Genomic DNA, 12,203 nt, shown 5'->3' with positions numbered 1-12,203 from the left:
GGGTTGTATTACATAAAATTTATAATGAATAGAGGCGGTTACATTATGTTTTGGTTAGGGTGTTTTTTAGGATATATTGTAGGTTCAGTTATTACATGTGCTCTACTTTACTATGGGTATAGATCCAATGAAAATAAAAAAGTGGATATACAAAAGAGGGAGGAGAGGAAAGTCAATAAAAAAGGTGTATAGGATGTGTAAGGTAAGGTGATAATGTTGATGCAACAATAAAGGACAGTACATATTTTATATGACGATTATGTACTGTTCCGCTTATTCTTTTTGGATTATGAAAAATTGTTGCCTGTCTTGCTATAAATTTCATAGGCGAAATAACCAAATAAATAGCCTATTCCAGACCCTAAAATAATGGAAAACAGTGAGAAATCTGGGGAAAACATACCGGAAATCAAACCAATCATACAGCCGACAAGCATTCCCATAGGTATGAAACTATCTAATAACAGTTGAGCTTTTTGAGATTTTTTCTTACCTAATTTTCCGTTCTTATATTTATGTTCCAATCTTTTAATTACAAATACTACAATTCCACCAACTATTACAACAGGCGCGATTGCCGTGATTAGCCACATGTGAAAATCTCCTTTCACCTTTTAATAGGATTATACCAGATACTTACAATTAGGTGTTCCTAAACGTACTATCTAGTCTATTTAAATGGCCAATCAAAAAGACTCCTTCAATTGTAGTCAGTAACCCGTCAAAAAAACTTTCCCTTTCGTTTTCTCCGCAGATTGCACAACATCAACCGCCGTTTTCACATCCGCTAAGTCATATGTAGAATGGACTTTCATAAAACGTAATTGCTCATTTTCTACTAGACGAATTAAGTGACGAAACGTCTCCTGCCATTTATATGCTGACACATTTTTATTCCAATGTCGTAAATGAAATATGTTTGCGTGTACTTTTGCTTTTGTGACAATCTCGGCCCAGTTCACTTGTATTCCTGATAGAAGACCGATCGTTAAAAAATGCCCGTTTGGACGTAAGGAAAAAGCTAATTCATTTCCATCCGGTCCTCCGATAGAATCAATCGCAGCATCCGCACCAATCCCGTTTGTTAATTCCATAACAGTTTCATAAAGCGGGGCAGTGGAAGTATCAATTACATATGCAGCACCAAGGCGCAGTAATTCTTCTGTATGCTTATTATTTCTTGTAACGGCAATTAATCGGAAATTTAAAATTTGGGATAACTGCGCAAATAGATGTCCAATAGCGGACCCACAAGCATTCACTAATAAAACGTCATTACGCTGTAAGTTTAACGTTTCTGTACAAGTAACCCACGCCGTAAGGGGATTAATATACATTTGTGCCGCTGTGAAATCATCAATGGAATCAGGAATAGGGACTACAAAATCAGCTGATGTCTTCACATATTCTTGCCAAGTACCTTCCCCGCGTAAAGGTAACACTCGTTTACCGATAAGCTCTCGAGAAACAAAAGCGCCAACATTTTCTACAATACCAACACCTTCATAGCCAGGTATGTTAGGTAAAGGAATTCTATGAGCGTATGCTCCTGTGATGGGAATTAAGTCAGATGGATTAATCGGTCTAACTAGCATACGGACGAAAACTTCATTATCTTTCAGTGGTTCTATATTTTTATATTCAACTTGTAATACGTCTTTTGGATTGCCAAACTTATGAAATTGAATGCATGTTCCAAGCAAAGTAATTTGCCCCCTTAGTTTGATTGGGTTTATTATAGCATTTTTAGTTTGGGTGGTTACTTTGTTAGTGATAAATAGGGTTTTTAATTTACGTATTTATCAGAATTTTATAAAATGTGTATATAACTATAAAATGGGGGGATTTCTTCATGTGTACTAGTTTGACGTTACAAACTAAAAATTTCCAACATCTTTTTGCGAGAACAATGGATTTCACATTAGATATGAATCAGGAAGTAATAATCATTCCTCGGCGTTATCAGTGGAACAATATAACTGGTGAAACTATCCGAGCGAAAAAGGCTGTTGTCGGAATGGGAATTAATCATGAAGGAAGGGTCATTATGGCGGACGGAGTAAATGAAGCTGGTATGACGTGTGCCACTCTCTATTTCCCGGGATTCGCTACTTATAGTAACAGTATAGATAACCATAAAACGAATTTAGCGCCATTTGATTTTGTGGCTTGGAGCCTCACGCAATTTAATTCTGTTGAAGAGTTAAAAAAATCTGTTGATAACATTTCCCTTATAGATATACCATTACCAGTTTTAGGAATTACCCCACCGCTACATTGGATTTTAGCAGATAAATGGGGAGATTGTATTGTACTTGAGCCGACAACTGATGGACTAAAAATGTATGACAATCCATTAGGAGTGATGACTAATAGTCCGGAGTTTAATTGGCATTTACAAAATTTAAGACAATATATTGGACTTAAATCGCAGCCATTTGCGCCAACGGAGTGGGGAGATGTACCATTAAGTGCTTTTGGCCAAGGTTCAGGAACGATGGGACTTCCTGGAGATTTTACCCCGCCATCAAGATTTGTACGGGCAGCATATGGCAAACAAAACATTCAAGGTATAGAGAACGAAGAAGAGGGGATATCGGCTATTTTTCATATCTTATCAAATTGTGAGGTTCCTAAAGGGGCAGTAATAACAGAAGACGGAACATTAGATAATACCATCTATACGAGTGCAATGTGTATGGAATCTGGAACATATTATTACCATACTTACGATTGTAGACAAATTATAGCTATTCATTTATTCAATGAAAATTTAGATACAGCTGAGATTAAAACTTATCCGTTTCAACGGAAACAAAAAATATTTTATGAAAACTGAAGCGCCCCTGAAAAAGTGAGACTGATAAAAACACCTCCATTTAATTTGCATACTTAGTATGCGAATTTAGGAGGTGTTTTTTATCATTTACTAATATTCAGGTTTACTTCTTGCTATTCTATTAAGCCGAAGCTCTCTTCATTCTCTCAAGTAAACTAGACAACACATGCGTACGATACGATTCTAGTTTTTTACCTTCATAAGTACGGATACCTAATTTTTTAAGTTCTTTTACATACCAACCTTTGCTTCCGAAATACATGTGATCGCTCCCCTTCAACTTTGTTTTATTTATTCTGATTGCATATGGAGGTACAGGTAATATAATGAAGGAAATGAATTTCGCGCGAAAATGGTTAACTTTGTTGCAAAAGACATATATACTAAAGATAGTATACAACGAGGTGGAGAAGACGTGATTATAGAGAAGCACGAAATTCAAATTGACCAAATTACTAGCGGTAAAGTGAATATCTTTACTTTCTATCGAAATAGAAAGCAAATTGATGATCATTTTTTACGATTGCAAGAACCATCGCTTACAGCAAACTACTTCTTCCATTTTCATTTTGATGCAGAGAGCTTGCATCTACTGCAGAAAGAGTTTCCGAGCGTATATCCGTACGACGGTAGTGAAACGATTCACGACTGGACGGAAAAGATGAAAGCAGAATTGCAACATCAGATCCAAACAGGTAAATGGAATAAACGCGTACGTATCGGTAATCGTATTCTAGATGTGGTGTTTACGTGGTGTGACGAAGATATAGTAGAGTGAAAAAGAAGCGGATGACGCTTCTTTTTTTAGCGCTGGAATAAAACGAGCTTACCTGCAGTAGATGTACAGCGATGTGTTTTTTCATACAATCCTTTTTCTTGTAAGATAGATTCACCTTTTACTTTTGCTTCTTTTTCAGTTGCCGCCTCGAATGATTCGTCTAATGCTTTTGAACCATCTTTTTCAAAGACTGTTAGAACGTATACTCCCATGAAAATTCCCTCCAATATTTAAAATCAGAATCTTATAATTATTTTGACATAAAATGCTACAATATGCAAAGAAATATATGACATTGCGTGGTAAAATAGAATGAAACTTTAATTATCGAGAATATTTTTATTCTCGATAATTATTAGTTTTCAGCGATTTAAATTTTGATAAAATGAAACTTTTGAAAGATAGAAAGGATCGTTATTTGTGAAACAAGTAAGGTTTATACATGCGGCTGATTTGCATTTGGATAGTCCGTTTAAAGGGATGGAGATGAATGTTACGCAGTCTGTGTGGGAGAGAATGAAGCAAAGTACGTTTGAATCATTTGAGCGTATTGTTGATAAAGCGATTCAAGAGCGCGTTGATTTCGTATTACTAGCTGGGGATTTGTATGATGCGGAGACGAGAAGTTTGAGGGCGCAAGTGTTTGTGCGTGAGCAAATGAAGAGACTTTCGCAATACGATATCCCTGTTTTTATTATTCACGGTAACCATGATCATTTAGGGGGAAGCTGGGCAGCAATTGAGTTTTCGGAAAATGTTCATGTATTTACTGAGCCTTATGTAGAAGAGAAATCATTTTATAAAAATGGTGAGCTATTAGCTTCTATTTATGGTTTTAGTTATTTGCAGCAAGCGGTAACGGATAATATGACAGCGCAGTATACGAAAATGAGTGATGCGCCTTTTCATATTGGTATGCTTCACGGAAGTGTGGAAGGAGATGCAGAGCATAATCGCTATGCACCGTTTCAAATTCGTGAGTTGAAAGAAAAACAGTTTGATTATTGGGCTCTTGGCCATATACATAAACGTGAAATTTTATCAGAAGAACCATACATTATTTATCCAGGGAACATACAAGGTCGTCATCGTAAGGAAACAGGCGAGAAGGGTGCATACCTTATTGAACTTACGAAAAAAGGATCGCAGTGTTCATTTTTCCATACGGCAGATGTTGTATGGGACGAAATCGAGGTTGGTATTGATGGACTTGACACTGTTGATGAACTTATGACAAGCATATCTACTGCGATGAATGAATGCCGAAGAGAAGAGGAAGGTACGCTATTAACTGTCGTATTTACAGGACAAGGCCCACTTTCACCTTATTTGCGCGACGAAAAGCGTGTGGAAGAGATTTTTCACATTTTAGCATCTGGAGAAGAGCGAAAAGATTTCGTATATGCAATGAAGTGGAAAAATGAGACGGTTTCTTTTGCGGAAATCGAACGTTTGAAAGCGGAAAATCATTTCGTCGGTAGTGTGCTAAAGGAGTTAGAAGCTTTCACTAATATGGACGGAGTATTGCGCACAATTTGGACATCTCCTGTAGCGCGTAATAGTATTGAATCTTTTACAGAAGAAGAGAAGAAAGAGATTCAAAAGGAAGCAGAAAATATTATTTTAGAACAATTATTCCAGCAAGAGAGGGATAAAAAATGAGAATTGAAAAACTCCATATTTATGGGTACGGAAAATTAGAAAATGTGGAAATGGATCTTTCCTTGCTGACAGTGTTATACGGTGAAAATGAAGCGGGGAAATCGACAATTCGCTCATTTATGAAAAGTATTTTATTCGGTTTTCCGACGAGAGGACAGCGCCGTTATGAGCCGAAAGAAGGCGGGAAATATGGCGGTGCGATCACTGTGCAAACAGAGCAGTACGGTCGTTTGAAAATTGAGCGATTGCCAAAGACGGCAGCTGGCGAGGTGACCGTTTATTTTGAAGACGGGAAAACGGGCGGAGAAGAAATTTTAAACGATATATTAAGCGGGATGAATGAAAGTTTATTTGAATCTGTCTTTTCATTTGATATGCATGGCCTTCAAAACATTCATCAGCTCGGCGAAGCGGATATTGGCAATTATTTATTTTCGGCAAGTGCAGTCGGAAGTGATGCGCTATTGCAGTTAGATAAAAAGCTAGAAAAAGAAATGGACCAGCGCTTCAAGCCAAGCGGGCGTAAACCTGAAATTAACGTGTCACTGCAAGAGATGAAGAAGCTGGAAGAGAAGATGAAAGAGTGGCAAGGGAAAATTGGCACGTATGAAAAGCAAGTGGAGCAGCTAAAAGCAAGTGAAGAGAAGCTAGCTACTGTTCGCGTGGAAAAAGAGAATGCAGAAAAGCGGAAGCAAGATTATGAAATATTAGCAGCGCTTGAGCCTCTCGTTATTGAAAAGCGTGCGCACGAGAAAGTGTTAGAGAACGAGAGCGGGCAGTTTCCTGTAAACGGAATGGCGCGTTATGAAGCAATTAAGGCGAAGATGGAGCCGCTTCAATTACAAGTTGATTCGCTCCACAAGAAAATTGAGACAGTGCAATCGGAAATTGCCTCGATTCAAATAGATGAAGAGTTTTTACAAAAAGAAAGTTATGTAGAAGAACTTCGTATGCAGCATATGTCTTACGAAAATGCACGCCAAGAAATGCGTGATTTGACAGGAAGTATTACGAATATAAAAGAAGAACTGGCAGAACTAGAGCAACAAATTGGTGCTACTTTTGAAAAGGAAACAGTTCTGTCGTTTGATATGAGTTTGGCAACGAAAGAGTTAATTACGCAAACAGTGCAAAAGGCGCGTGAATTAGAAACGCAAAAAGCACAGCTTGATGATCGTTTTAAAGTAGCGCAGGAGCAATTAGAAGAACAAGAAGAGAATATAAGACAGATTAAGCAACAAATGTTAGCGGATGAAGAGCGAAATGCGTTAGCTGAGAAAGAGAAGTCGTTCCAAGATGCGGCGTTTATCGGTATGGGCGCAGAGAGAATGAAGCGCAAGTACGAGGAAAAAGCAGGAGCGGCTATGCAAAAGAAAAAGCAGTGGCAAAGAGTTTGTCTTCTGTTACTCCTTATTAATACAGGCATTTTATTCACGAGCTTATTTATAGACAATCGCCCGCTTTTATTTATTAGTGTCATCGTATTTGTAGGGATTGTTCTCGCCCTTGTTTTATATAAAGATCCATCAAGCGGATTACAAGAAGAGCTTCTTACTCTTCAGCAAAGTGCCGGCGGGAGACAAAGTGAAGAAGCGATGTCTGTACGCTATGAGTTAGAAAAAGATGAAGAGATTCGGAAGTTATTTGAGCGCGAGTCTTATAAGTTACAGCAGTTGGAACGAGCGTATGATAAAGTCGTTTCATCGTATGAGGAATGGGAGAGAGAAACGTTCCAGGCGGGAGAACAAGTCGATGCATATAAAACGCGCTATATGTTTCCTGAATTTTATACGTATGCACACATATTGCCGGCGTTTGAGCGTATTGAAAAAATGCAGCAATTATATCGGGAGTTAGAGAAGCAAGGTACGCGAAAATCTTCATTATATGAAATGATTTCGCAATTTGAACATAAACTAGAAACTGTTATCGGTAGTGCGGAGTATAGTAAGCTACACGAGGCACAAAGCCGTATGCAAAATGAGAAAGAGAAGCGCCAAACTTGTAAGCAGTTAAAAGAAAAACTGGCGGAATGGCAAGAAGAATATGAGTTTATGCAAGAACAATTAAAGCAATTACTAATAGAACGAGATGGTATATGGCATATTGCAGAGTCTACAGATGAAGAGATGTTTTTAGAAGCAGGTAAACTGGCGGAAAAACGTGAGGATGCAGAGAAACAAGTGGGGCGTTTATTACCGCAAATTGATCTGTTGGAACAGCGTTTAACGAGTTTATCATTAGCTGAACATTATGAAGCTGACGGTTATGAAGGAAAATTAAAGCAAGAAATTACAACTGTCCAAAACTGTCTTACGAAAGAGAAAGAACTGACAGAGCGTATTGCGAAACATCGTATGGAAATTGCGAATTTAGAAGAAGGTAATACGTACGGCGATTTAATGCATGAATGGGAAATAAAAAAAGCGCAAGTGCGTGAACAAGTGAAGAAGTGGGCTGCTTATGCGGCCGCAAAGACAGTGTTAACGAAAACGAAGCACTATTATCATGAAGTTCATCTTCCTCGTATTTTACAAAAATCAGAAGAGTATTTCGTCTATTTAACAGGCGGACGCTATAGTAAAATCTTTTCACCGTCAGAGGCAGAACCGTTTATCGTTGAACGTAACGACGGTATGCGTTTTTACAGTCATGAACTAAGCCAAGCGACAGCGGAGCAGTTATATTTATCGCTGAGATTTGCACTCGCGAAAACATTCGAACATGATTATCCATTTATTATTGATGATAGTTTCGTGCATTTTGATGCGGTAAGGACGAATCGAACGATTGAACTTATAAAGGAAATTGCAAAGGATAGACAAGTCATATTCTTTACATGTCATGCGCATTTACTTGCGTATTTTCCAGAAAAACAGATTATAAAATTAACACATATGCGTAAAGAAAATGAGTTGTAGTGTGCTATACTAAAAGTAACTGATTTGGTGGAGGAATTCGAATGAAAAAGAAAATTGCAGAGTATGAAGTTGGTGAACAAGTCGATATTTTCTTGTTAATTAAAACAGCGACAAAAGGTATCGCAAGCAATGGAAAGCCATTTTTAACAGTAATCTTACAAGATCCAAGTGGAGACATTGAAGCGAAGCTATGGGACGTATCACCAGAAGTTGAGAAACAATATGTAGCGGAAACAATCGTGAAAGTAGCTGGTGATATTTTAAACTACAAAGGACGTATTCAATTACGTGTGAAACAAATTCGTGTTGCGAATGAAAATGAAGTAACAGATATCTCAGACTTCGTAGAAAAAGCACCAGTGAAAAAAGAAGATATGGTTGAGAAAATTACGCAATACATATTTGAAATGAGAAACCCGAACATTCAGCGTCTAACAAGACATTTATTAAATAAGCATCAAAACGAATTTTTAGACTATCCAGCAGCGACAAAGAACCATCACGAGTTCGTATCTGGACTAGCTTATCACGTCGTATCAATGCTTGATTTAGCGAAAGCTATCTCAAATCTATACCCATCGTTAGATAAAGACTTACTATATGCAGGCGTTATTTTACATGACCTTGGTAAAGTAATCGAACTATCTGGCCCAATTTCTACAACGTATACGTTAGAAGGAAATTTACTAGGCCACATTTCTATTATGGTGAACGAAATTGGTAAAGCAGCAGACGAATTGCAAATCGATGCAGAAGAAGTATTAATTCTTCAACACATCGTCCTTTCTCACCACGGAAAAGCGGAATGGGGTAGCCCAAAACCACCATTAGTAAAAGAAGCAGAAATTCTGCATTACATCGATAACTTAGATGCAAAAATGAACATGATGGACCGCGCATTAGGACGCACAAAACCAGGCGAATACACAGAGCGTGTCTTTGCACTTGATAATCGTTCGTTCTATAAACCGACGTTCCATAATTAATAGTGTGAATAAAGTGGCCTCATTAAGTGTTAATACGCTTAGTGGGGCTGTTGTATAATGATAATAAAGTTATTGAATTTTGATTATTAAAAAGCTAAGAGCCTTACTACATTCTACGTAGCAAGGCTCTTTAAAGTTGTTTCAAATTACATCCATCTGTTCGTTCAAGTGTAACTATTCGCAATTATTTGATATTATATAGGTGAATAGAAAGATACATTAAAAATTAGTTTCGTAGTTGTAAAAGGAGGTTATTTATATTATTCTCTTATAATTTTTCCAAAAGGGAGAGTTTATGAAAAAGATTATTGTTTTTGTATTAATGATATTTATATTATTCTCAGGATTCGCAACACAAAGTTATGCGTTGTCAGATTCGCAATCTGCGGCAATACAAGCGTTGCTAGATGATGCCTGTCGTATATCAGGTGTGCCGGGAATGTCAATCTCAATACTTGCTGATGATGAAGTGTTCTACTTTTCTTCAGGGTATGCAGACCGTGAAAAGGGGTTGTCTGCAAGTGAAAATACACTCTATGAGTTAGCCTCGGTCAGTAAAGCTTTTACCGGTATGGGTATTATGCTATTGGAAGAGCAAGGGCTGCTCTCAATGACTGACCCTGTCCAAAAATATTTACCTTGGTTTACATTAAAGTATCAAGGGAAACCTGTTGATATGCAAAGTCTTACACTAAATAACTTTCTTCACCATACCAGTGGTCTAACAAATATTAGGCATCTTCAAAATATTCCACAAGGCAATACACCGGATATGTTGCAAAAGACTGTGGAAATGCTCGTTGATGCTGAATTGGCGTTCCCTCCCGGTGAACAGTATAACTATGGAACCGTTAATTATGACGTATTGGGTTTGGTTATTGAGATTGTGTCGCGACAAAGCTATGAAGACTTTATGAAGGAACAGGTATTTCAGCCGCTAGGTCTTCACCAGACGTATGTTTATAAAGAAGATGCTCAAGCTACTGGACAGTTGGCACAGGGCTACCGTTCTTCCTTTTTTATGACAACTCCATTTAAAGCTCCGGATTATGCTGGGAATAAACCCGCAGGCTACATCATTTCTAATACAAAAGATATGGCTCGTTGGCTGGGCATACAGATGGGTATCGTGCAGGACATACCCGAAATATTTCACACGGTTATCGAAAAATCACATAGGGGTGATATGTCTGTTTCGGCTGTCAACGGTATGTATTATGCGGCAGGTTGGTCCGTAAATGCCGAACAAACGATTATAGAACACACTGGGGGCAATCCAAATTTCAGAACCGAAGTAGTCATACTGCCAAATGAACGAACAGCCGTCTCCTTGCTGAGCAACGGCACAAATACCAATACAAACATGGTACTAAAAGTTAAAGATATATTAGAAGGCAATCTAACTCAGTCATATGAAATAAGCGGCACACAGCTTTTGGATATCATTTTGTCGTCTATCACAATTATTTTTTGCCTATTTGGCCGTTTTGCTATTTCTCTTAGGATTACGCAGAAGGAGAACGAATGAGCGACAGCCAATGACAAAAAAGAGAATAACCGTAACAGTTATTTTCCTGATCGCTACGATTGCTCTGGGTATACTGTGCTGCGCTTTCGATTGGTCAACAATACTTATGTGGCAAACATATAGTGTTCTTACAGCTTTGATTTCGTCAGCATTATTAACAGCAAGCATTACATGGCTTGTATACACTCACCGATAAAATACCTCGCTCCTAAGATAAGCATAATGTTAAGTCATTAAAGTCCGATTGGTGAGGGCTGATAATCAGTGGGGGGGGGAAGAAAACCCCCACTGATTAAAGTTTCACTTTATTAAAAATGAAATAAAATAGTTAAGAAGTACGCATGGGTGTAACGAAGAACTAATAAAACATATCTTGCCACTAGAATGGGGGCATATCAACTTTTAAATTGAGTACCGCCAGCATTTCAGAAAAAATATGTTAAGCAAAAAATACAGTAAGCTGTCCATATGGGCAGCTTATTTACATAATTCTCGATATTGGAAGTTGATTAATATCAGTTCATTTGTTTTTCGAAAGGAGTTATTTTGTTCGTTCAAAGATAATATCAAAGTAATTCGCGTACCCCATAGTTGGTGGCGCAAATAGTTGATTTTATAGGGGGAAAACCTGTAACTAAAGCCTAACATAGGTGTTTTTGTTTAAATTTTGCTTAATTCTCACTAGTAATTAACTAAAAATTTAGAAATCGTTATATAATGAATTTAATTTAAAATTAGGAGTGATTAAATTGCCAGATATGATAAACCTCGTTCTTTTCATCATTATAGCGAGGTGTTAAAACTTCTAATAGAAAGCATATTCGATTAAGAAAGAAGGGGTAGTTATGAAAACTAGTGAAGAAACGCATTGGCAAAGGTTTAAACGTAAGAGTAAATCCCCGAAAGAGTGGTTAAAGAAAGTATACGAATTTTTTATTAATGAACACGTATGGGATGCTATCTTTAAAGTGTTCCTTAAACTAGTATGGGCAGTAAAAGGTATGGGGAAAAGCTTGAAACGGGTAATAGAAAACATATTCAATTAAATTCTATTCTTTCATAATTTCCTCATACGATCGATAATTTCCAATAAATTTGTTTTATATAATGGAGTGTGAATACAACAGTTGATACAGCAATGGCTATAATACCTATATGTGCGTAAAAATTGAAGTAATCATATTTCTGGAAGAAAAATTCAAGGACAGGAAATAAAAGAGTAAGACTAGCAATTAATATTAATTGTTCTTTTTTCATTATCATGCCTCCTTCTTTGTATAATTCAGCATTGATAGAAACAATTTCTATATGAATATCCTATACATGATCAGTTAACATAACGTCCTATTATCGGTAGCAAGGAAAAAGGAGGAACCCTACTCTCACAAGGGAACCTCCTTTTTTTGTTCTATCAATCTATGCAATTTTTTATACATTCCTATTCTGGTGCGGTTTTAGGGTTCTTGTCTGTTATTGGATTAACGAAAAA

At 37.2% G+C, this 12,203-nt stretch carries 11 protein-coding genes and 1 pseudogene; 7 read left to right on the top strand and 5 right to left on the bottom strand.

Annotation, left to right across the window (positions count from 1 at the left end; all coding sequences use genetic code 11):
- Nucleotides 1–287: 287 nt before the first annotated feature.
- Together GBN78_RS12930 and GBN78_RS12925 are read right to left on the bottom strand one after the other, a co-directional pair.
- Nucleotides 288–593 carry a hypothetical protein gene (locus GBN78_RS12930; RefSeq protein ID WP_088046146.1) on the bottom strand — a complete coding sequence of 102 codons (306 nt, stop codon included), beginning with the start codon at nt 591–593 and terminating at the stop codon, nt 288–290.
- 117 nt (nt 594–710) lie between these two features.
- Complete coding sequence (locus GBN78_RS12925) at nt 711–1,703, bottom strand: zinc-dependent alcohol dehydrogenase family protein (protein ID WP_000901746.1); 993 nt, start codon at nt 1,701–1,703, stop codon at nt 711–713.
- A 149-nt stretch (nt 1,704–1,852) separates the two neighbouring features.
- On the opposite strand from GBN78_RS12925, the gene GBN78_RS12920 reads away from it, so the two are divergent.
- Nucleotides 1,853–2,839, top strand: coding sequence for a choloylglycine hydrolase family protein (locus tag GBN78_RS12920; protein WP_000337593.1), 987 nt, complete (start codon nt 1,853–1,855; stop codon nt 2,837–2,839).
- Between the two features lie 121 nt (nt 2,840–2,960).
- On the opposite strand, the gene GBN78_RS12915 is transcribed toward GBN78_RS12920, so the two are convergent.
- Nucleotides 2,961–3,101: a YflJ family protein gene (locus tag GBN78_RS12915; RefSeq protein WP_000273537.1), complete on the bottom strand. Its 141-nt coding sequence runs from the start codon at nt 3,099–3,101 to the stop codon at nt 2,961–2,963.
- Between the two features lie 153 nt (nt 3,102–3,254).
- Here GBN78_RS12915 and GBN78_RS12910 point away from each other — a divergent pair, with 153 nt between their 5' ends.
- The gene (locus tag GBN78_RS12910) at nt 3,255–3,617 is read left to right on the top strand and encodes a hypothetical protein (RefSeq protein ID WP_000582785.1); all 363 of its coding nucleotides are present in this window, start codon (nt 3,255–3,257) and stop codon (nt 3,615–3,617) included.
- Between the two features lie 26 nt (nt 3,618–3,643).
- Here the strand turns inward: GBN78_RS12910 and GBN78_RS12905 are convergent, their stop codons facing one another.
- A complete protein-coding gene (locus tag GBN78_RS12905) occupies nt 3,644–3,829 on the bottom strand; it encodes a YhzD family protein (protein WP_000539557.1) in 186 nt (61 codons plus the stop codon).
- Between the two features lie 208 nt (nt 3,830–4,037).
- Here GBN78_RS12905 and GBN78_RS12900 point away from each other — a divergent pair, with 208 nt between their 5' ends.
- The 5 genes and pseudogenes from GBN78_RS12900 (at nt 4,038) to GBN78_RS12880 (ending at nt 11,760) form a co-directional block, all read left to right on the top strand.
- The gene (locus GBN78_RS12900; protein ID WP_000815873.1) at nt 4,038–5,279 is read left to right on the top strand and encodes a metallophosphoesterase family protein; all 1,242 of its coding nucleotides are present in this window, start codon (nt 4,038–4,040) and stop codon (nt 5,277–5,279) included.
- Entirely contained in the window at nt 5,276–8,200 is a 2,925-nt protein-coding gene (locus tag GBN78_RS12895) for an ATP-binding protein (RefSeq protein WP_152127459.1), read from the top strand. Before GBN78_RS12900 ends, GBN78_RS12895 begins: the two co-directional genes overlap by 4 nt.
- Before the next feature lie 41 nt (nt 8,201–8,241).
- Nucleotides 8,242–9,186, top strand: coding sequence for a 3'-5' exoribonuclease YhaM (gene yhaM, locus GBN78_RS12890; protein ID WP_000726639.1), 945 nt, complete (start codon nt 8,242–8,244; stop codon nt 9,184–9,186).
- A gap of 295 nt (nt 9,187–9,481) precedes the next feature.
- Nucleotides 9,482–10,910 (top strand): annotated as a pseudogene (locus GBN78_RS12885) (serine hydrolase domain-containing protein).
- Between the two features lie 649 nt (nt 10,911–11,559).
- Nucleotides 11,560–11,760 (top strand): hypothetical protein, encoded by a 201-nt coding sequence (locus GBN78_RS12880; protein ID WP_000858032.1) that lies wholly within the window; start codon nt 11,560–11,562, stop codon nt 11,758–11,760.
- A gap of 22 nt (nt 11,761–11,782) precedes the next feature.
- On the opposite strand, the gene GBN78_RS12875 is transcribed toward GBN78_RS12880, so the two are convergent.
- Nucleotides 11,783–11,971, bottom strand: coding sequence for a hypothetical protein (locus tag GBN78_RS12875; RefSeq protein WP_000712159.1), 189 nt, complete (start codon nt 11,969–11,971; stop codon nt 11,783–11,785).
- Nucleotides 11,972–12,203 lie beyond the last annotated feature (232 nt).

It is taken from the genome of Bacillus sp. B2-WWTP-C-10-Post-4 (assembly GCF_009183805.1).
Classification (GTDB): domain Bacteria; phylum Bacillota; class Bacilli; order Bacillales; family Bacillaceae_G; genus Bacillus_A; species Bacillus_A cereus.
The sequence above is the reverse complement of the archived record's forward strand: the minus strand, read 5'-3'. Positions and strand labels throughout refer to the sequence as shown.